The following is a 19,737-nucleotide window of genomic DNA, read 5'->3' as shown; positions in this document are numbered from 1 at the left end:
GCATTCGCCTTTCAAGGGCATGCGAGCGTTCCGCGGGAGCCGCTGCAGAAGCAAATGCGGGAGTTGCCTGCCATCATTGATGGAAACGAAAATAACTAAGCTTTTAATTTATAATAATACAACAATTTTATAACAGAGAAAATATCGTATTGAACGGTTCGGAGCGGAACGGCCGAAAGATTCATCACTGGCGTATCGATAAGATGGATGGCAAGTTGGATTGCCTGCCTGGTTGGACGAATGCTTCCCGATCCGCATGATTTGAAATTTTCCCCCAATCGCCGCCTCCTTACGGTTCTTCCCTCCACATGACAACTCCGTTTTTCGGAATATGGGAATTCGCCGCGAAAAAGTTTGCGGACACGGTATTCCAAGACAGCCATGTTCGGCCGGCAGACGGCTCCGCGAATATAGGCTGAGCATAGGGATAAGGCCGAAGCCGGGACATACAAAATCCCGATCAAAGCCCAAAAATATAGGCTGAGCATTCGGATGAGGCCGGCTGAATGGGATCATTTTCCAAGAAAACAGCTTCCTGCCTCCCGCGAAAAGCCTGCTTCTATGCCCCCGTATGGAATTTCTTTAGCCGGGGATAGCCGGTTTATCAATTTCTGTGATGACGCCGTCATCGATTTGAAAGATCCGTTGGCCGTATTTCAGCACTTCATAATCATGGGTTACGAACAGGATCGTTTTCCCTTCTTCCCGGCAGTTGTGCAAAATTCCCAGAATTTCGTCCCTCGTTTTCCGGTCAAGATTTCCGGTGGGTTCATCGCAAAGCAAAACTTCCGGATCATTTAACAGGGCCCGTGCGATGGCGATCCGCTGTTGCTCCCCGCCGGAAAGTTGGGCAGGGACAGCGTCCATCCGGTCGGTCAACTGGAGTCTTTCCAACAATTCTTCCGCCCGTTTTTCCAGCTTTTTTCTATTCGTATACGGCCATTCCGGCAGCATCACGTTTTGCTTTGCCGTAAACGCTTGAAACAATTGAAAATCTTGATAAATAAATCCGATGTGTTTCCGGCGAAATTCGCGCAATTTCTCTTCCGGCGTTTGGTGAATGGGGCTGCCGCCGATGAAGATGGAAGCCCCCTCTTCCGTCCGCAGGAGGCCCGCCAAACATTTTAACAGGGTAGTTTTCCCCGAGCCGGAACGTCCAATGAAATTGACCCATTCTCCACTTTTCACTTCGAACGTGACATCCTTCAAAATCAGTTTTTCTTCGAAACCGGAACGAAAGGTTTTGGACAAATGGCGGACGATTACATCCATGTCTGTTCCCCTTTCAAACCGTATTTGAGTGTCCCGAACAGGACGATGGAAAAGATGAAAAGGGTCCCGAGGAAGATGGCGCCGGCCCAACCGATTTGCAGCAAAACGGCCGCCGAGTTGAAACCCAAAACGGACCCTGCCAAAAAAACACTGATCATCGCTCCGAACCCGGTTGAAATTCCTGCCCATGCGACGGACTCTTTCAGCAGCAACATGCGGATCTCCCGGTTTTGCCAGCCCACAATCTTTAAAAATTGGATCTGCTTTTTTCTTTCTTGCCATAGCCGGTAGAAGGACTCGGCCAGGGTAAAAGCCGTCAACAGGATGATTCCCGAAAAAAGCAGCATTTGCTGTTCATTGATATGAAAATGGATGTATTCGCCCAAACGGGTCTTCTTGATGCGTTCGGTCGTGGCGTGATTGACGGTAAAGATGAATGCCGTGCAGGAGGTGGTTAATATGAGCTGGAGACTTGCCGCGAGGATGTGGTTTTTATAAAAACGCAGATTAGCTGTCAAAAGGGATCGGCCGGGCCGGAAGGAGTGATCCCTTTTGGACGGCCGTTGATGGAGTTTTCCGGTCACCGCTTTTAATCCGGATGTGATGAGGATCGCCGTTCCAAAACCGGCGAAGGAAATCGAGTCAAATCCGGCGGCTGCCGCCAATATTCCTCCGCTGATGATGGCCGCGGTTAACAGTTGGATCCGCCATTGGAAACGGAAAATAGCCCGAATCGTCGAATCGCTCCACCCCAACATCGCCAAACGGCCTCGTTCTTCCTTGGTTTCCGCTTCCGCGACGCCGAATCGGGACAACAGCGTCAAAAGGGCGCTCAAGACAAAAACGGCGGCAATGACCATGGAAAACACATTCCAACTTGAGAGAATTGATTCCGCAGCACCCAACGTTGTCCAGGGCATGATCACCGTTCCGATTTTTTCCACGTCCACTACCATGTCCTGGCGGGACGCTCCGGCAATGATATCCACATAAAGGCCCATCTCTTCCAAATCCCTTGCCACTTCCCGGATTTTTTCCGCCGCTTCCTCGGTATAACCGGAGATCCCGGCAACTTTTATCCGAATCGCATCGATGGGAGCAGCTCCCTTAAAGTATTCCGCCCACCGAATCGAAACCAGTCCGTGGGCTGGCAAGGGCAGAAAACTTCCGGGGTGATGGGTCGGCTGAAGTTTTTTGCCCGTCGCCTGATGGACACCGTATTGAAATTGGTAGATTCCCAACGGACTGGCCGCCAGTTGCTCATAGGCTTGTCCCGCGGCAACACTGCCGACCTGTACGAAAAAATGCAGATCTTGATTGGAACCGGAGGATTGAAATTGTTGATGTCGGATTTCTTCCAATTTTCGGTAAACGGGAAGACGGCCTTCCGTGTCCACCAGCCGGATTGAAAGCCCGCCGTCTTTCAAACGGTAAGCAGGCGGCGAAGCCCGGAAGAACGTGTTCTGGGATTCATAGCTGCTCACCCGGCCGATTTCGCCATGTTTGTTAAAATCATATTCGGATTCCATCACCACATGGAAATCTTTGTCCAGCATATACCATTCTTGTTCAAAAGGACTCAGAAATTCGGAAAAATGAATTTGATACGTTTTTTTCGATGTCGGCGGGATATTGGCCAATTGTTCTTCGATGAAGCGATAGGCGTCGGAAGATTCGTGATTGGGATTCACGGCGTAGAAAAGCGGATCCTCCTCTTTTAATCCCGCTTTTCGTTTCAGTGAAAGGACATCTTCTTCGGACAGATCCAAGTTTTCGACCGTAATGATTGCGTCAATGGGCGTTGCCGAATCTTTCACGTCCAGGAGAGGGATATAATGGGCTTCCGGAGGCCAAAAATCGGCTCCGTTTAACTCTTGCTTCAGGGCCGAAAAGTCGATCCCCGTCAACTTTTCTTCCGCATCAGGATCAATGGCGATCACAGGATGATAGGAAGGCGGCAGTTGAAAATTCGCCCTCCCCCACAATCCGAACACATTGATCAATTCTTTCGGATAAAAGGCATCGGAAAGATTCGCCGCCAGGGGGAAAAGAAGGTAAGCGGTTTGCTCTTGGATGACATAGCGATGGACCCCGTCTGTCGTTTCGTATTTCACCCTGTAACGGGTTGGGCCGTCAGGCTTGGGAAGCTGATACGATTGATTCATTTTCGTAAAAAAACCCAACGAAGCCACGGGGGCGGCAAATTCGATCCGTTGATCCCTGGCGATTTTCTGCCACGTATCCAGCGTGATTCCCCCGTCCCCCACGCCTAAATAGTTTTCTTCCACAATCCCTAATTTTTCTTCGATCGGCGAATTTTTCGGACGGACGAGGATATCGTATTTTCCTCGGGCAAAGTCGGTAATATCCGCAAGAACGGTTTCATGTCCCCGCAGCCAGATTTGTGCGGCGGCAGGGAGCAACGTGAAAATCACGGCAAGCAAAAGCACCGTTACGAAAAATGCCCGTTTGTGCCGGATGATATACTGCCAATATAAAGAAGTCAATGATGGTCAACTCCTTTATAAAAACGCGCCTGTCTCACATGTTGAGACAGCCCCGGGTTACGGGGACGACGGCTGCGCTCCCAAAAACTTCGTGGGCAGCTCTTCCTCGGTCACCTGTTTTTTCTTTTGATCCCAGTGCACGCGGTATGCCTTTGCCTTCGGGCGGGAGCTGACGATCGCTTTGACCTCCCGATCGACGAAATGGATGGCCGCCCCGTCGTCCGCGGCGAGGCCTCCGGGGATCGCCCCTGTCCGGATCAGTTTGTGATAGGCCGGCCGCCACTCCGGTTCTCCGTCATAATGGGGGCAGTGGCTCCCTTTCAGGAAACCCAGACCGGCAATCGGTTCCAGTTCTTCGCCGAAGGAATCGGTGACCCCTTCCTCAAACCAGCAGATGGCGCCCGCGCTGATCCCGGCAAGGACGATGCCTTCTTCCCAGGCTTTTTTCAAAACCGGCACCAGCCCCCACTCTTTCCATAAGATCAACAGGTTTCTCGTATTGCCGCCGCCGACGTAGATGATGTCCTTTTCCAGCAAAAATCCTTCCAAATCCCTGGTCGGAGGGCGGAACAAAGACAGATGGGACGGCCGGCAAGGAAACCGGCGAAAAAATTGGTAAAATTTATTGATGTAGTTTTCCGCGTCGCCGCTTGCCGTCGGAAGAAAACAAATATTCGGGGACGGCTTTCCCGATTGTTTCAAAATATACAAGTCCATTAGGGGATTGTCCGGTTCCATCGAGAAACCTCCCCCGCCGAGGGCGATGATTTGTCTCATTTTTCCAGCTCCTTTCATGGTTGACTTGCTCCCGTTTCTCCGGGGTCGGAAAATGCCCTTTTCAATGAAATTCTTCTTATGTCAGGAAAATCCTTTTTTAGCCTTTCGTTTTTTCTTTGAGAAGGGATCTAGGCAGGATTTTTTCTAATAAAAATCGAAATGATGGTTGATAAATCCCATGAACGGAGGTTGTCCCATGGAAATCGGGAAGGAATACTTAAAAGTCGTGAAGGATCGTTTCCGGGAAATGAAAAGAATCGGGGAAAGGGCGATGGAACAATGTTCCGATGAAGGGCTTTTTCACAGTTTCAACGAAGAATCCAACAGCATCGCCATCATCGTGAAGCATTTAAGCGGGAACATGGTTTCCCGATGGACGGATTTTTTCCATACGGACGGGGAAAAACCGGACCGGAACCGGGACGAAGAATTTATCAACCGCTGGAAAACAAGGGAAGAAATCATGGCTTCCTGGGAAAAGGGATGGACGGTTTTTTTTCGTGCGTTGGAGGAAATCAAGGAAGAGGATTTGCTGAAGACGGTCACCATCCGCAATGAACCCCATACCGTCCTCCAGGCAATCGTGCGGCAAATGTATCATTATTCGTATCACATCGGGCAGATCGTCTATGCGGCCAAACTGCTGACCGGAACGGATTGGCAGACGTTAACCATCCCGAGGAAAAGATGAAAGCGGGCTCGCCGCCCGCTTTCCGGCAATTTTATCGATTGTCCATGGCTAGATGCATTAAGTTCTCATTTTTACCGCATCTGTCGGCATCCTTCGGGAGACGGCATCTCCTCCGCCGTTCGGCCCTTTGCCGGGAAACCCGGGGTTTGATTTTTATAAGGAATAAATGGAATTAAAGGGCGGCCTCCTGTCTTTTCCCCTTCCATGGAAACGATTTCTGCATCGGCACGATCCGTGTCCATTGCTCGCTTTGGCAACCGCTGCCGTCCCGTTTTGATATTGAACGGCCGCTTTTTGACCTTTCTCCCGAACCGGAGGCCGGACAGCTCCGGAACACCGGGAATCCGGCCCAGTTCCCACGGCCCTTTTCCGCCTTCCGTTATTGAACCCGTAACGGCCGGCGTTTTTATTTTGGCAGATGGAAAAAGCCGATGGCCCCATGTCCAATCCGGACGATCATGGCGGCACTTTTCGGTTGGGTGTCAGTAATTGCCAAAGTCGGACGCCCGATGAGTGGACCACGCCGCAGATCATTTTCATGAACGGGATGGGAAAAAATCGCAATGCAAAACCGACCGATATGGAACCCATTCGGATCGCTAATTGCATGGACCACGAGGCCGTCCGTCCCATGTTGAACCATAGGATGAAGATGTTGAACATTCCGCGGCCGGTGTTGGACACGCAGATGGATGATGGACATTTTTTCTGCGATGATGGACATATTTTTTGCGATGATAGACAAATTTTTTTCAATGTTGGACGAACTTTTTTCCGTGTTGGACATTAAAGTTCAGATGTTAAACAAATATTTTTCGATGATGGACATCGGCATACGGTGTTGGACATTCCAGACCCGATGATGAACATTGAAAATCCGATGTCGGACATACCGGTTTCTCCGGCAAAAAAGATGTTGGACGATTTTTCCGAAATCTTGGACAAATGCGACCGGTTATTGGTCATTTAACAAAAATGTCGAACCATCCGGCCGCCATGTTGGACGATCCGATTCCAGAAACAAAACAAATGTCGGACATTCCCATCCTGAAGGACAAGGCGCAACTCGTGCCGGCCGATTTCCGGAGGACGTCACGAGAGAGGCCAACCGCTTTCGCCAGGAATACCCCTCCCCTGTATTCTGCCGGGAGATAAGCGTCAGCCCTTCCATCAATCGCTTTCGCTGGGGAATACCCTCACCCTCATGTCGTCCCTTTCCGCAACGGCTTAAGAATTCCGGAAGGAAAAACAGGACATCCCGGCCCTTTGCTCCTCCGACAAGGAGGTCACCCCTCCCCCTTCCCTTTTCCGGCTTCCGCCGCCATCCAGTCGGAGGCGGCGGCCAGGTCGGGAAAAGAGGCATCGGCCGACGGGGAATAAGCGCCGATATAAACGGTTTTCGTCCCCGCCCTTTTCCCGGCGGCAATATCCGTTTCCTGGTCGCCGACCATGTAGGAACGGGACAAGTCGACCCCGTATTTTTCCGCCAAATCCTCGATCATTTTGCTCCCCGGTTTCCGGCATTCACAGCCCAGATGGGGCGGATGGATGCAGCAGGCAATATCGTGGATTTCCGCGCCTTTTCTTTTTAATTCCCGCTTCATATGGTCGTGAATGCGGCGGAGGTCCTTTTCCGTCAGATAGCCCAAACCGACCCCTCCCTGATTGGTGACGACGAAGACGTAATCAAAATGCCGGTTCAATTTTTTGATCGCTTCCGGAACGCCGGGCAAAAAGTAGAATTCTTCCGGCTTGTTCACGAATTTTACCCTTTTGCTGAGGACTTCATTGATGACCCCGTCCCTGTCCAAAAATACGGCCCGTTTTTTCATCGTTTTACTCCTCCTGTCCCGTTTTATATGAAAGATTGCGTCTCAAGGGCATCCGTTCCCGGAAAACGGGAACTTTTTCATCCGATCTCCCCTTTTCCCCTTCGGCTGCAATCCAAATTCACAAAAATTTTAAGGGTAACACACAATTTCACGGAAGCTATCCGTTCTGCCTATAACCGCCGCACCGGTTCCTCATACAATATTTTAGTCTCAATCAAGGGAGGAGTATGAATGGCCAGCATCCAGAAAAATTCAGTAGCCGTCATCGGATTAGGATACGTCGGACTGCCCCTCAGCCAGCTCTTTTTGCAAAATGGTTTTATCGTCCACGGAATCGATATTAATCAAAAAAAACTGGAATCCATCGAAAAGGGTGAATCTCTGTTCCCGGATGTGGACAGCGGGTTTCTTCAAACCTGTATCCGGGAACAAAAATTTTCCCTTTTTCAGGACGGCGAAGGAGCGGCCGGAACCGAAGCCGTGCTCATTTGCGTACCGACCCCCCTCACCGGAACGGGAGAACCGGATCTTTCCTATGTGAACAGCGCCGTCGATCTTATCCTTCCCCACATTCGGGAAGGACAGCTCATCGTTTTGGAAAGCACCAGCTTTCCGGGCACAACGGAGGAATTGATCCTCCCGAAACTGGAAAAGCGGGGATTTCGCCCCGGAGAAAATCTCTATTTGGCCTATTCCCCGGAACGGATCGACCCGGGCAGCAAAATTCCGCTGGAAAACATTCCGAAGGTCGTCGGCGGCATCACCCCGTCGTGCCTGCAAAAAGCAAAAGATTTATACGAAAGGATTTTTGTGGCCGTCCACCCCGTCTCTTCCACGCGGGCGGCGGAAATGACGAAGATACTGGAAAATACCCAAAGGTTTATCAATATTTCCTTCATCAACGATTTTGCCCTATTATGTGAAAAAATGGGCATAGATGTATACGAAGTCATCGATGCGGCCGCGACAAAACCGTACGGCTTCACCCGCTATCTGCCCGGCGCCGGAATCGGGGGCCACTGCATCCCGATCGATCCGCTCTATCTGTCCTGGAAGGCGAAACAATACGACCACGAGACCCCCTTCATTCATTTTGCCGACCGGATCAACAAAAAGATGCCCGCGTACATTGCCGAAAAGGTGCTGCGGCTTCTGGCGGAAACCGGGGGATTGGCAGGCAAAAAAATTCTCGTTGCCGGCGTCGCCTATAAAAAGGACATCGATGACGTCCGGGAATCGGCCAGCATTGAGGTCATCCGGCGGCTGATGGAAAAAGGCGCCGCCGTCGATTATTTCGATCCCCTTGTTCCGGAGCTGACCGTCGGCGGGAAGGTCCTCCGTTCGGCCGACGATCCGCTTTCCGGATATGACCTGGCGGTCGTCATTACGGAGCATTCCGTCATGGACCGGGAAAAAATTTCCGCCGCGGCAAAGCAAGTGATCTTTCCGGAAAGCTATTTCCTTCCCTGGACAAGGGAAACCGATGGCCGGGGAGGGAAGGAATGATGGCGAAAAAGATCCTGATAACCGGGGGAGCGGGATTTATCGGCTCCCACCTGACGGAACATTTGCTGAAACAAGGACATGCGGTGGACGTGGTCGATGATCTTTCCAACGGGAAGCCGGATTTCTTAAATGAAGTCCGGGACCACCCCCGCTTTCAATTTTACCGGGGAAGCGTCCTGGACGGAAAGCTGATGGAAGAATTGATCCAGAAAAATGATGTCATCTATCATTTGGCGGCGGTGCTCGGAGTCAAAAACACCGTCCGCGATCCGTTAAAGGTGATCGAAGGGAACATCAACGGAACACGAATCATTATGGAGCTCGCCCACCGGCAGCAAAAGAAAGTGATCTTCGCCTCCACGTCGGAAGTGTACGGAAAAAATCCGAATCTTCCTTACCATGAGCATTCCGACCGTCTCCTCGGGGACCCGTCGGTTCACCGGTGGTGTTACGCAACGGCAAAAGCCTTGGACGAACATATCTGTTTTGCCTACGCGAACAAAGGGCTGCCGGTAACGGTCATCCGCCTTTTTAACGTCTATGGCCCGAGGCAGATTTTTTCCGAATACGGCATGGTCGTCCCGGTTTTCATCAGCAAAGCGCTGAATGATGAGCCGATTCCCGTGCACGGCGACGGTTCGCAAATCCGCTGTTTCGCCTATGTATCCGATATTGTCCGCGGTTTGGAACTGGCCATGGCGAAGGAAGCGGATCATCACGCCTTCAATCTCGGCTCCTCGGATCAGGTGACGATCCTGGAATTGGCCGCGCGGATTAAAGCGTTAACCGGCAGCCGGTCGACCGTCGAATTCATCCCTTACGCCGAAGCGTACGGACCGGGGTTTGAAGACATTCCGGTCAGAATCCCTTCGCTGGAAAAGGCGAAGCGGCTGCTCCATTACGTCCCCCAAGTGTCTTTGGATGATGGGCTCAAGGAAACGGTCGAATGGTATAAAGCTTTCTTGGAAACATGATGGCCTCTTTTCGCATTTTCGGAAAGATCTTCAGACAGGCAATCCGCCCGGCGCCATCGCTGACTCGTCCGCCATCCGCCGGCTTTTTTCGCAGAACCGGGGAAAAAAACTCCGCCGGGCGGATTGCCCTATCGAAACGGCGGGATGTGCCCGTACCTGCGCGGGGCGGGAAGATCATGTTTGTGAAGGATGGATAAGTGTGGAAAATGATTTTTTGCATTGCCTGGTTTTCGCCTGGCTGATCGGCGAGTCTTCCCCCCATTTGACGATGAATCATTATGTTCAAGTTCTCACCGTCCTGTTGCATATTTTTTCCCTTGTATGATGCCTAAAAACCTTGGGAAAAGCTGCGGCCTCCCCGTTTTGGCCTCTGAGAGGGAAAAGGAGTCGCCGGCCTGAGTCCCCGATCCGAAAGGATTTAGATTTTCATTCCCGGATACCGAACCGGCCGAAAACCGTTCGGAAATGGCCTTTCCCTTCCCCGGGCCGTGCCGGATCCTGCGGCTTTACCGGCTCCCGCCCGTTTCAACGGCACCTCGGGGTCTATCGCGTATATGCGGGCGGTACCCCGAAGCAAGAGCGGCCGTTCCGCGGGATCGTCGACCAAATTGGACAGGAAGACGCTCAAGCTCCCAAAGCAAGGGCGGCATTTCTGCGGCTTCCGCCTAATCTGTCCCTTGGGGACGGCGTTTCATCCGCATCCTCGCGCAAGGTCCGGCATCCTTGCCCGGATCGCATCCCTTTCGGCCGAAGCCTGTCCATCCCCTTTTCTCAACCATTCCGCCATACCAACGGGCCTTGTTTTCCTGCGGCCCCAGCTCTGGACTGTCCCGCTCCCGCTTTCAACATCCCCATGCTTGCCATTTTCGGACAAACCAAAAAGAAAGGCCGGGTTTTTCGGCCTTTCTCTCCATTTGGATTTGCGCGGGAAAACGGTCAATTTTTCCGCGAATTATTGACAACCGGTTCGAAGTTTACCACTTCCAAAATGATCGGCGTTCCGGCAGGGATTTCCGACCCTTCAGGGACGGTGATCAACAAATTGCCGATTCCCTCTTCGCCGGCGGTGTACGCAAAATTCTCTTCCATTTGCAGAAATCCGTTAATATACACATTAAAATAACTGTTATTTAAGTTTAACGGCGGAAAATATTCCACCTTGTTGCCCGAGTCGTCCAGAAATTTGCCGGCGTCAATTCGGTACGTGGTATTTTCGGGAATGGATTTTTCCATTTCCGTGAAAAATCGTTGAACGACCGGTACGACAGAGATTTGGACATCCGTGGTCATCAACGGCTTGATGATCTTTAAACCCATTCACACCCCGCTCCTTTCATGTTCACTACAGCATATGCACCCCGTTCAAAAAGGAGATTCCGATGAAATGGACAATGGAAAAATAATGAATTTACCCATGATCGATCACCAATTCCGCGGGTTTTTTATATATATAACCATAGGAATCCTTGGATTTTTCCCTAAAGGGGGATCATGATGAGCGGTTATCACTACTTTTATAACCTGCCTTTCTCCCTGCCCCGGCCGGTATTGATGATTCCGGATGGCGATGAACGGGATTTGCGCCATTTTGCCGTCCCGGCACCGGTCATGATCGCGGAGTATTTTGCCGTCTCCGACGGAAAAAAGCGGGTCTATACCGATGAGGATGGAATGAACGGGTACGGTTCGCAGAAAATACTGCCTCCAGGCGATGTATCCTTGTACAGTTTATATATAAATGGAATTTTGCAGCCCAAGGCCAATTATGAAGTGAAAGCGGGAAAATTGTTTTTAAAAACCGATGACGTTCCGTTGAGGGGAACGCCGATCATCTTGCAAATGATCATCCTGTGACCGTATTTTTTCGCGCTTCCATCGGGAACCGGAAAAATCCCCTGCCTCCCCTTTTTCTTTTCCCCTCCCTTTCCCCGTTCCTTTTCATTCGTCAAAAAAGGGAACGCCCATTTTTATTTATTTTGGAATAAAAGTCTATGCCGATAGCAGCTCCACAAAATATACATATTCTACATAATAGTTATTTTCCTAAAGAAAGAGGTATGGTAATGAAAATATTGCTTGCAACCTATTGGCCCATCCCTCATGTCGGCGGCGTATGGACGTATATGACGCAATTGAAGGAAAAATTGGAATCCTACGGTCATGAAGTGGATCTCCTCGGCTATGACGAGGACAATATTTCCGTCCACTTGTACAACAAAGGGCGAAAACTGCCGCGGGAAAAAGTGATTCCCATCATTAACGCCAATCTCACCGAGCAAAACTATCCGCTCATTTACAGAAACTTTCTTGTCCGGTGGACCGAGTTTCAACGTTATGTTTTTGAATTGAGCGCGGCCTATTTCGGTTTGGATAAATACGACCTGATCCACACGCAAGATGTGCTTTCGACGACGGCGGTCAGCCGGATCAAGCCGAAACATATCCCCCACGTGGCGACGATCCACGGTTCCGTCGCCCATGAAATCAGGATGCAGTTGGAATCGATCCATAAATCCGAAACTTCCTACATGGCCCGGGATTACTACGACGATGTGGAAAAGAAAGGGGCCACATCCGCAGATATCACGATCGTATGCAACGAGTGGCTGCGCAATATCTTTCTCGACGAATTCGATGTCCCGCCGGAAAAACTGACCATTTTACATTACGGCTACGACGCGGAAAACTTTATCCGGCGGATGCGGATCAAACCGGCGCTGGTTAAGCCCGCCGATAAAAAGGTCATCCTTTATACCGGAAGATTGGCCGAATTGAAGGGGCTCAATTATCTGCTCGAGGCGCTGAAGAATTTGAAAGCCATCCGCAGTGACTGGGTATGCTGGATTGTGGGATCCGGCGAACAGGAAGCCGCCTTGAAAAATCAAGCTATGGCCCTCGGACTGGATCAGGATGTGCAGTTTCTCGGCAGAAGGGACGACGTCCCCGGACTTTTGACCCAATCGGATATCTTCGTCCTCCCCACCCTTATTGAAAATCAACCGCTATCTGTCATTGAGGCGCAAATCGCCGGAAAGGCGATCATCGCCAGCAATACGGGCGGGATTCCCGAGATTATTGAACACGGCGTAACGGGATTATTGACCCCGCCGAAGGATGTCAACATGCTCACGCAAAACTTGAACTTGCTGCTGGATAACGAGAAATACCGGAAACAGTTGGGATCCAACGCAAGAAAATGGGGATTGCCCCATTGGTCGATTGAAAAGTCGACCCGAAATCTTTTAAAGATCTATTACCAGGCGATCGATCAGAAACGATTGGCAGGTGGACGCCGTGGCTAATTTTCTTTCCCTTGTGCGGTTTTATCTCTTCCTGTCTTATATCCGGACGGCCCAATTCTTCGGCCGGCTGTTCCGAAGAAAGAGCCCTGAGGAAAAAGGCCCTTTCCCCGAAGAGAGCCAGGCGTTCGACACGATCCCGCAGGAAGCTTACCAATCCATCTTTCTTTCCGGTTTTTCCCAACCGAATATTTACATGCCGCGGCCCGTATTCGATCAAATCATCCGCTCGCTGCCGGAAGGGTATAAACTTCCCAACGAAAGGATATTGGCCCTGCTGAAGGAGGCCGAAGAAAACTATTGGCGCTTGCAGTTCAAAAACGCATCCGTCGATCCGGCCGTTTGGGAAAGGATGGAACGGAATCTGCCGGAAGGCTATCAACTGCTGAATTCTTTTGTGTTTAATCATCCGCGCTATTCCGTTCCCCTCCGTACCGTCGGCGATCCCGCGGAGCTGTTGGAAAATGTTGAACACGTTTGAATGGAGTGGAAATTTTGATGCGAATTCAAAAATCGGCGGGTGAAGCCAAATGAGGGCGGTGGTGACCGGAGGGGCGGGATTCATCGGGTCCCATCTTGCGGATGAGCTGATCGCAAGAGGGGCCGAAGTCCATATCATCGACAACCGGGCCGCCGGGGATTCCGCCTTTGTGCATCCGTCGGCGGAAATCCACGCGGAAGATATCCGAAGCGAAAAGGTTAAAGAAATTTTTCAAGGGATTCGGCCCGACACGGTATTCCATTTGGCCGCGCAAGTCGATGTCCGCCGGTCGGTAAAAAGCCCCCGCCAGGATGCCGATATCAATCTCGCCGGCACGCTGAACGTTTTGGAGGCGGCAAAAACGGCGGGGGTGAAAAAAATCATCTTCAGCTCCACATCGGCGGTCTACGGCGAGAAAAAGGACGGGAAAATCCGCGAAACTTCCCCGCCGGATCCGGTTTCCTTTTACGGCCTTTCCAAATGGGCTGGCGAAAAATATATCGAGCTGTTCAGCCGGATCCACCATCTTCCCTTTACGATTTTAAGATACGGCAACGTTTACGGCCCGAGGCAAAGGGGCGAGGGGGAAGCCGGGGTCATCGCGGTTTTCCTGGAAAAACTTTCGCGCAAGGAACCTTTCACCGTTTACGGCGACGGCGAACAGACCCGGGATTTCATCTATGTCTCGGACGTCGTTGAAGCGACCATTGCCGCAGCGGACAAGGGAGACGGGGAGATCATCCATGTCTCCACCGGGAAGAAAACATCCCTCAACACGTTGATCCGCACGCTGGAAAGGATCCACGGCACGGCCTTGAAAGTGAACTATCAGGCGGAAAAACCCGGGGACATTAAGGAGAGCTGCCTGGACAATGAAAAGGCAAAACGGATCTTGGGTTTCCAGCCGAAAGTCTCCCTGATGGAAGGCTTGAAAATCACCTACCAATGGAAAATGGGAATGGAAAAGGGCCATGATCGCAGGCGTTCCTGACGTGTTTTCCCCCGGTTGCAACGGACGGAGCCGCTTCCCTGTGTCCCCAGCGGTTTCGGGGAGATCGGCGTCCCTTGCTCTTCCGTGTCCCCGGCCGCGGCCGGGGCCTATACCGACGCCTTCCTGACAGAAAAAAGAATATCCGGTGCAGGACCGGATATTCCCTTCAAAGATTCCGTTATTTTCCGATGAATTGTTGCGTCCAAATATTTCCGTTTTCGCTAAATCCGACGCCGATATGGGTGAAATTCGGGTTTAAGATATTTGCCCGGTGCCCTTCGCTGTTCATCCAGGCATTCACCACTTCTTCCGGCGTCCGCTGCCCTTTTGCGATGTTTTCTCCGGCGGTACGGTATTGGATGCCGAAGGCTTTCATCATGTCAAAGGGTGAACCGTAGGTCGGGCTGTTGTGGGAAAAATAATTGTTCCTCGCCATGTCGAGGGATTTTTCCCTGGCGACTTTGCTCAAAGCCAGGTCGACTTGCAGCGGGGCCAAACCGTGTTTCGCCCGTTCCTGGTTCGTCAAATTCACCACTTGTTGTTCATAGGCTTTCAGGCTGTAAGTGGAACCGGATGAATTTCCGCCGGTTTGCCCGTTCGGATTTTGAACGGCAGTGTTTTTATTTCCGCCGGCCGGGGCGTTCGTTTGCTTATTGTTTGCCGGCGTTTGCACCGTTTGCTTATTTCCTTGATTTTGGCCGGTTTGTCTATCGGCCTGTTTCTGCCCGGAGGCCGGCGTTTTTACGACCGTTTTTTGCTGGCCGGAGGACGGCTTCATCCATTCGGAAGGAATCAGCTGTTTGTAAAGATCCGGCATGTTTTTCAGGAGCCAGGACTTCATCTCCCCGGCGGTTGCCCCGCAATTGGCATAATTGTTCAATTTTACGACTTTTATATCAGCGGTTTGGGCGCCGGCTTTCGGGATGAGCAAAGAGCCCGTGATAACCAGTGAAGCGGCGATGGTGATTACGGATTTTTTCACGCTTGTTCCCTCCTATTCTATGAATCTTGCTTGCAAGTCTATGATAACATGGGGTTGATGTAATATTTCAGCAAGATTCTGGAAATCGGAGATGATGGCGGCCCCTTGTCCGAAGGCCTCCCGCCCCGCCGCCGAAAAAGCGTGCCGAACCCGCGCCGTATCGCCTTTTGTCAAAATCATCCGCCCTTGCCAAATCTGTTTTTTCCCTTCCATTTCTGGAAACCGGTCCAAAAACTGCATGGAATTTTCCCTTGACAACCCTCTGAAAGCGCCCGCTTTTTTACAATCTTTATATCCCCTTTACAGATATTGCAAAGTTCTTTTCCGAAGCCATTTATTCCCGATTCATGGCCTTTTGTCCAAAGGCTCCAAAGTGCCCACAACCGTTATCGGTTGATTTCCTTTGATGGCTTCGATTATCCCGTCCGAGATTTCTTCATGGGTCAGCCATCTGGAAGATGTGCCGTCATAAACGAAACCCAACCTCACTTCTTTTACCTGGCAATTTTCCGGTGCGTCGGGATCCGGTTTTGTGATGTCCGATAGACGGCTGCTGCTGCCTTTGATATGGACCAGCGTCCAAGGATCGCTTTGAAGCCGGGAAATTTGCTCTTTTATGGTCGGAAGGGCTTTCGGGGCCGTGCCGTGGATCCAGGCCACCACCATGCCGATCGGACCATGTTGGGTGTGGGCAGCATGAATCTCCCGGATTAATGCCGCATTGTCCGTATAGTCCAGTTGTTTCGCCTCCAGCCCATAACCGTCGTATTGTTTTGCGATCCTTTCCAATCGGTGCCGGTTTCTTCCGAAAACAACCGTTCTTTCCGAGCGGGCGGCAATCCACCCGGTCGCTTTGGCGAGCATCCCCGTCCCGCCAAAAATCAGCACATGGCCGTAATTCATCAGGAATCCCTCCTGCCCATATCTTGGTTTCTTTCATGTTTCAGAGCGTATGAGGAATAAAGCATGACATCAAGATGAAGGCGACGGCAAAAAAAATGTAAAACCTGCCGAATTTGCGCAATATCCCAAAAATATGGGCGCAATCAACTACCCGATTTCACAGGTTTCCGGTCCGCCCCTTCCCTGAGGTTTCGTCCGGTGAGTTCTTCCCGCATCTTTTCGTGTTGTCTCTTGAACCCTTTATCTACGGCTAAATTTTACCACAATTATAATAGTTTGTAATTTTTATATAGATTTTGCCGCCAACCTGGCTCTTATTTTTGAAATTCACGAGCATCCCCGGTTCTCCGGCCCTTTTTTCGTCATTCTTCGTTCCTTCACTAACTTGCCGATTTTTTGTTGATTTTCATTTGGCACAGAGGGGCTATTCAGGGTACCTTTGGGCTATCCGTCGCAGGCCATGATCCGATGATCCTTTAATCCGTGTCCGGTCGCCTCCGCGCCTTTTATGCAAAAAATACCCGCGCCGAAGGGCGCGGGCGGGAAGATGGACGGCCGATATTTCCTTTCCCGCAAGGGGCAAAACATGCCGTTCCGATTCATGTTCGCCATTCCATTTTCGATTCTTTTGTTCACGTTTTCCAAAAAAGGTCCCGGATCGCCGGTCGGTCCCATCCCCCGGCCCCCCGGCACGGATTTCCGTGATTTTTCGAAAAGGTCCGAAGAAGGGGCTTCGGCTTTCGGACAAATTCGTGTCCCAATCCTTCGGACGCTCATTTTCTTTTAAACAGAACCCCGAGCGTTTTTGGCCCGCAATGGCACGAGATCGTGCAGGATGCCGTCGTGACGATGACTTCGTCAAAGGGCTGCAGCTCTTTCACCAAATCTTTCGTCCGCTCGATGATTTCTTCCGGACAACCGGCATGGGTGATAAAGATCCGGTCGGTGACGATGTCATCCCGGTCCTTCAACCGGTCGGTGACATATTTCTCGATCGCCCTCTCGATCTTTCCCCGGTATTTTTTTCCGACGGTCATCTCCCCGTTAATCACTTCGATGCACGGCTTGATGTTTAGCAGGGCGGCTCCCATCGCCACAAGGGACGAACATCTTCCGCCCATTTTTAAATAGTCCAGGGTATCGATGACGAAGCTGGCTTCGACCTTCGGGACAAGCCGTTCCAGTTTTTCCACGATCTCCCGGGCGGAAAGCCCTTCTTCCGCCAGTTTGGCGGCCTCCAGGACGACGTGGCCGGAGCCGGTGGACAAGTTGGCCGAATCGACGACATAGACGTTCTCAAATTCCCGGGCGGCGATGACCGCGTTTTGGTGGGTGCTGGAAAATTTGCTCCCCAAATTGATATGGATGACGCTTTCCGATTCCGCGGAGACTTTCCGGAAGAAATCGATGAACTCTTGGATCGGAGCGGCCGCGGTTTTCGGAAGTTTTCCCGTCCTTTCCGCGTATGCGAAGATTTCTTCCGGGCTGATTTCCAACGTATCCTTGTAGGATTTCCCGTCGAGGGTAATATAGAGCGGCACGGTCCGGATCCCGTATTTTTCGAGCAAGTCCTGGGATAAGTCGGAAGTGATGTCGGTCGTAATACTGATTCGCTTCAAACCTTTCTCCCCCTTTTCCTGCCGCGGCCGTACGGCGTTATGTACAGTTCGCAGGCGGTCATTTTCCCCGCATGCGGGCGGCTACTACAATCGTATCATATCTTTTGCCGGTTTGTAAAAATTCCCACGGGATACAAGCTGCAAGATTGGCAGGAAAGGAGAAGTTTGAACGAAAACCCGAGACTTGCCCTTGCCCGGACCGTTTTTTCCATACGGAAACGGCTTTAGTCCGGCCCGGTCGGAAAGGGAAGGAAGTCCAGGAATTTGTGTGAAAAGAAGCGGGCGCTAAAGCCGTTCCAGTTCCGAATGGTGATGTTCCCTTGACTGGAAGCGGGATTTTACACAAGTGGGAGGACTTGGTCCGAAAACGGGATGGCGGCCTTCGCCGGGTCCGCTTTTTCGCGGGCGGGGTTTTAGGAATTTTCCGGCGGCCATAGGAGAGACAGACCGGAAAGCAGATGAACGAGAAAAAGGATTCCCTCTTGCAAATCCGAAAGCCGGATGTTTTCGTTCGGGGCATGGGCCCGGGAACCGTACCAGCCGACACCGACGCTGGCAATCGGGACGTGCAAATACCGGCCGAAAAGATGCATCGGGCCGGTTCCGCCGGCATTCGGCCAAACGGCGGCCTCCCGTCCGTAGGCTTCCGCGGCGGACCGGATCACATGCCGGATGAACGGATCCTTCAGATCGGACCGGTGCGCCCGTTGGCCGTTCAGCCATTCCACTTGAATATCGGCGAAGCCTTTTGCGGCGAGATGTTTTCGGATGCAGGCGAAGACGTGCGCCGGATCCTGTTCCGGAACCAGCCGGCAGTCGATTTTCGCCTTCGCTTCTTTGGGCAATACCGTCTTCGCCCCTTCTCCGGTATACCCGCTCCAGATTCCGCATATGGTCATCGTCGGATGAAAAACCATCGCCTCCCGCGGGTCGGTCCCTTTTTCCCCGGTGATCAACGGCCGTTTCAACCCGTAGATGTCCCGCAGCACCTTTTCATCGAAGGGGAGCTTTTTGGCCGCCTCCCGTTCTTCCGGCGCCGGTTCCCGGATTCCGTCGGAAAACCCTTCCACCAGGATTTCATGCTCGGCATTTTTCATCGACGCGAGGGCGCGGACGAGACGCCACGCCGCATTGTCGATGATGGCCCCCGCCGAAGAATGGATATCCGCGTCCGCGGTCCTGCAGGTTAACTCGAAATAGGCGATCCCTTTGACGCCGCAAGCGATTTCCAATTGCCCTTTTTCATTTTTCCCCCCGAATTCCCAAATGCAGCCGTCCGCCCGGAAGAGATCCGCATATTTCTTCAAATACCGCTCCAAATTCGGGCTGCCGATCTCCTCCTCCCCCTCGACCAAAAATTTGATATGGCAGGGCAGCCCGCCCTCCGAATCCTTCACGATTTGAACCGCCTGCAGCCGCGCGACAAAATCCGCCTTGTTATCCGCCGTTCCCCGCCCGAACAGCCTTCCGTCCCTCACTTCCGCGGAAAAGGGGAAGGTGTCCCATTCCGCCAGCGGTTCGGGAGGCTGGACATCATAATGATTGTAAAACAAGAGGGTTTTCGCAGGGTTTCCCTTCGTTCCCGCTGGGAAAAATCCGTAGACGAGCGGATTTGCGCCCGGCTCCTTCAAAATCTTCGCTCTTCCCCCCGCCTTTGCGATCAATGCGGCGGCAAAACGGGCCGCCTCGCCGATCCCTTTCTTTTGGGCGGAAACGGAAGGACGGGAGACATAGTCTTTCAGCCGCGCCAAAACAGTCGGCATGGCGTCTTCCACCGCGGCCTTGCACCTTTCCGGCTTCGTCAAAACGATCCCCTCCTTCGTATATTTCCATTCTTATTTCTGCCGCAAAATAAAAATCCGTTTTTGGAACAAAAATGCCTGCCTTTCGTTTCCGCAAAAAA

At 51.8% G+C, this 19,737-nt stretch carries 19 protein-coding genes; 8 read left to right on the top strand and 11 right to left on the bottom strand.

What is annotated here, in order from left to right; all coding sequences use genetic code 11:
* Positions 1 to 582: 582 nt before the first annotated feature.
* Genes A3EQ_RS0105975 through A3EQ_RS0105965 form a run of 3 tightly spaced genes read right to left on the bottom strand, consistent with a single transcriptional unit; the run spans position 583 to position 4,556 of the window.
* On the bottom strand, positions 583 to 1,272 hold the full coding sequence (locus tag A3EQ_RS0105975; protein ID WP_020154278.1) for an ABC transporter ATP-binding protein: 690 nt from the start codon (positions 1,270 to 1,272) through the stop codon (positions 583 to 585).
* A complete protein-coding gene (locus A3EQ_RS0105970) occupies positions 1,263 to 3,779 on the bottom strand; it encodes an FtsX-like permease family protein (protein WP_020154277.1) in 2,517 nt (838 codons plus the stop codon). The genes A3EQ_RS0105975 and A3EQ_RS0105970 overlap by 10 nt, the downstream gene beginning before the upstream one ends.
* A 57-nt stretch (positions 3,780 to 3,836) precedes the next feature.
* Entirely contained in the window at positions 3,837 to 4,556 is a 720-nt protein-coding gene (locus A3EQ_RS0105965; protein WP_020154276.1) for a Type 1 glutamine amidotransferase-like domain-containing protein, read from the bottom strand.
* A gap of 196 nt (positions 4,557 to 4,752) precedes the next feature.
* Here A3EQ_RS0105965 and A3EQ_RS0105960 point away from each other — a divergent pair, with 196 nt between their 5' ends.
* On the top strand, positions 4,753 to 5,247 hold the full coding sequence (locus A3EQ_RS0105960; RefSeq protein WP_020154275.1) for a DUF1572 family protein: 495 nt from the start codon (positions 4,753 to 4,755) through the stop codon (positions 5,245 to 5,247).
* Positions 5,248 to 5,653: 406 nt separating this feature from the next.
* On the opposite strand, the gene A3EQ_RS22435 is transcribed toward A3EQ_RS0105960, so the two are convergent.
* Both A3EQ_RS22435 and A3EQ_RS0105940 read right to left on the bottom strand, forming a co-directional pair.
* Positions 5,654 to 6,034, bottom strand: a complete 381-nt coding sequence (locus A3EQ_RS22435; RefSeq protein WP_154652824.1) for a hypothetical protein — start codon at positions 6,032 to 6,034, stop codon at positions 5,654 to 5,656.
* Positions 6,035 to 6,533: 499 nt separating this feature from the next.
* The gene (locus tag A3EQ_RS0105940; protein ID WP_020154271.1) at positions 6,534 to 7,079 is read right to left on the bottom strand and encodes a D-glycero-alpha-D-manno-heptose-1,7-bisphosphate 7-phosphatase; all 546 of its coding nucleotides are present in this window, start codon (positions 7,077 to 7,079) and stop codon (positions 6,534 to 6,536) included.
* A 231-nt stretch (positions 7,080 to 7,310) separates the two neighbouring features.
* On the opposite strand from A3EQ_RS0105940, the gene A3EQ_RS0105935 reads away from it, so the two are divergent.
* The 3 genes from A3EQ_RS0105935 to A3EQ_RS23090 all read left to right on the top strand — a co-directional run bounded on the left by A3EQ_RS0105935 (position 7,311) and on the right by A3EQ_RS23090 (position 9,884).
* Positions 7,311 to 8,585 (top strand): nucleotide sugar dehydrogenase, encoded by a 1,275-nt coding sequence (locus tag A3EQ_RS0105935; RefSeq protein WP_020154270.1) that lies wholly within the window; start codon positions 7,311 to 7,313, stop codon positions 8,583 to 8,585.
* Positions 8,582 to 9,559 (top strand): NAD-dependent epimerase/dehydratase family protein, encoded by a 978-nt coding sequence (locus A3EQ_RS0105930; protein ID WP_020154269.1) that lies wholly within the window; start codon positions 8,582 to 8,584, stop codon positions 9,557 to 9,559. The genes A3EQ_RS0105935 and A3EQ_RS0105930 overlap by 4 nt, the downstream gene beginning before the upstream one ends.
* A gap of 199 nt (positions 9,560 to 9,758) precedes the next feature.
* The gene (locus tag A3EQ_RS23090; RefSeq protein WP_020154267.1) at positions 9,759 to 9,884 is read left to right on the top strand and encodes a hypothetical protein; all 126 of its coding nucleotides are present in this window, start codon (positions 9,759 to 9,761) and stop codon (positions 9,882 to 9,884) included.
* 611 nt (positions 9,885 to 10,495) lie between these two features.
* On the opposite strand, the gene A3EQ_RS0105910 is transcribed toward A3EQ_RS23090, so the two are convergent.
* Positions 10,496 to 10,876 carry a DUF4183 domain-containing protein gene (locus A3EQ_RS0105910; RefSeq protein WP_020154264.1) on the bottom strand — a complete coding sequence of 127 codons (381 nt, stop codon included), beginning with the start codon at positions 10,874 to 10,876 and terminating at the stop codon, positions 10,496 to 10,498.
* Positions 10,877 to 11,053: 177 nt separating this feature from the next.
* Between A3EQ_RS0105910 and A3EQ_RS0105900 the strand changes: the two genes are divergently transcribed.
* The 4 genes from A3EQ_RS0105900 (at position 11,054) to A3EQ_RS0105880 (ending at position 14,330) form a co-directional block, all read left to right on the top strand.
* Positions 11,054 to 11,413, top strand: a complete 360-nt coding sequence (locus tag A3EQ_RS0105900) for a DUF4183 domain-containing protein (protein ID WP_020154262.1) — start codon at positions 11,054 to 11,056, stop codon at positions 11,411 to 11,413.
* Positions 11,414 to 11,622: 209 nt separating this feature from the next.
* Complete coding sequence (locus A3EQ_RS0105890; protein ID WP_020154260.1) at positions 11,623 to 12,861, top strand: glycosyltransferase family 4 protein; 1,239 nt, start codon at positions 11,623 to 11,625, stop codon at positions 12,859 to 12,861.
* Entirely contained in the window at positions 12,854 to 13,339 is a 486-nt protein-coding gene (locus A3EQ_RS0105885; protein ID WP_020154259.1) for a hypothetical protein, read from the top strand. The genes A3EQ_RS0105890 and A3EQ_RS0105885 overlap by 8 nt, the downstream gene beginning before the upstream one ends.
* A 49-nt stretch (positions 13,340 to 13,388) precedes the next feature.
* Positions 13,389 to 14,330, top strand: a complete 942-nt coding sequence (locus tag A3EQ_RS0105880; protein WP_020154258.1) for an NAD-dependent epimerase/dehydratase family protein — start codon at positions 13,389 to 13,391, stop codon at positions 14,328 to 14,330.
* 178 nt (positions 14,331 to 14,508) lie between these two features.
* On the opposite strand, the gene A3EQ_RS22070 is transcribed toward A3EQ_RS0105880, so the two are convergent.
* The 5 genes from A3EQ_RS22070 to A3EQ_RS0105845 form a co-directional block, all read right to left on the bottom strand.
* Positions 14,509 to 15,312 (bottom strand): CAP domain-containing protein, encoded by an 804-nt coding sequence (locus tag A3EQ_RS22070; protein WP_020154256.1) that lies wholly within the window; start codon positions 15,310 to 15,312, stop codon positions 14,509 to 14,511.
* A gap of 12 nt (positions 15,313 to 15,324) precedes the next feature.
* The gene (locus A3EQ_RS0105865) at positions 15,325 to 15,552 is read right to left on the bottom strand and encodes a hypothetical protein (RefSeq protein ID WP_020154255.1); all 228 of its coding nucleotides are present in this window, start codon (positions 15,550 to 15,552) and stop codon (positions 15,325 to 15,327) included.
* Positions 15,553 to 15,657: 105 nt separating this feature from the next.
* A complete protein-coding gene (locus A3EQ_RS0105860; protein WP_020154254.1) occupies positions 15,658 to 16,215 on the bottom strand; it encodes a Rossmann-fold NAD(P)-binding domain-containing protein in 558 nt (185 codons plus the stop codon).
* A gap of 773 nt (positions 16,216 to 16,988) precedes the next feature.
* Positions 16,989 to 17,834 (bottom strand): DegV family protein, encoded by an 846-nt coding sequence (locus A3EQ_RS0105850; RefSeq protein WP_020154252.1) that lies wholly within the window; start codon positions 17,832 to 17,834, stop codon positions 16,989 to 16,991.
* 413 nt (positions 17,835 to 18,247) lie between these two features.
* Positions 18,248 to 19,639, bottom strand: a complete 1,392-nt coding sequence (locus A3EQ_RS0105845) for a M20/M25/M40 family metallo-hydrolase (RefSeq protein WP_020154250.1) — start codon at positions 19,637 to 19,639, stop codon at positions 18,248 to 18,250.
* Between the last annotated feature and the right edge of the window lie 98 nt (positions 19,640 to 19,737).

It is taken from the genome of Caldibacillus debilis DSM 16016, from assembly GCF_000383875.1.
In the GTDB taxonomy this organism is placed as follows: Bacteria; Bacillota; Bacilli; order Bacillales; family Caldibacillaceae; genus Caldibacillus; species Caldibacillus debilis.
Note: the sequence above shows the minus strand (reverse complement) of the source record. Positions and strands in the feature narration are given on the sequence as shown.

Bases quoted from the DNA above. Each gene is read 5' to 3' on its own strand.
- A3EQ_RS0105975 (WP_020154278.1), bottom strand. From the start codon at position 1,272: ATGGATGTAATCGTCCGCCATTTGTCCAAAACCTTTCGTTCCGGTTTC.
- A3EQ_RS0105965 (WP_020154276.1), bottom strand. From the start codon at position 4,556: ATGAGACAAATCATCGCCCTCGGCGGGGGAGGTTTCTCGATGGAACCG.
- A3EQ_RS0105960 (WP_020154275.1), top strand. From the start codon at position 4,753: ATGGAAATCGGGAAGGAATACTTAAAAGTCGTGAAGGATCGTTTCCGG.
- A3EQ_RS22435 (WP_154652824.1), bottom strand. From the start codon at position 6,034: ATGTCCAACACGGAAAAAAGTTCGTCCAACATTGAAAAAAATTTGTCT.
- A3EQ_RS0105940 (WP_020154271.1), bottom strand. From the start codon at position 7,079: ATGAAAAAACGGGCCGTATTTTTGGACAGGGACGGGGTCATCAATGAA.
- A3EQ_RS0105935 (WP_020154270.1), top strand. From the start codon at position 7,311: ATGGCCAGCATCCAGAAAAATTCAGTAGCCGTCATCGGATTAGGATAC.
- A3EQ_RS0105930 (WP_020154269.1), top strand. From the start codon at position 8,582: ATGATGGCGAAAAAGATCCTGATAACCGGGGGAGCGGGATTTATCGGC.
- A3EQ_RS0105910 (WP_020154264.1), bottom strand. From the start codon at position 10,876: ATGGGTTTAAAGATCATCAAGCCGTTGATGACCACGGATGTCCAAATC.
- A3EQ_RS0105900 (WP_020154262.1), top strand. From the start codon at position 11,054: ATGAGCGGTTATCACTACTTTTATAACCTGCCTTTCTCCCTGCCCCGG.
- A3EQ_RS0105890 (WP_020154260.1), top strand. From the start codon at position 11,623: ATGAAAATATTGCTTGCAACCTATTGGCCCATCCCTCATGTCGGCGGC.
- A3EQ_RS0105880 (WP_020154258.1), top strand. From the start codon at position 13,389: ATGAGGGCGGTGGTGACCGGAGGGGCGGGATTCATCGGGTCCCATCTT.
- A3EQ_RS0105865 (WP_020154255.1), bottom strand. From the start codon at position 15,552: ATGCAGTTTTTGGACCGGTTTCCAGAAATGGAAGGGAAAAAACAGATT.
- A3EQ_RS0105860 (WP_020154254.1), bottom strand. From the start codon at position 16,215: ATGAATTACGGCCATGTGCTGATTTTTGGCGGGACGGGGATGCTCGCC.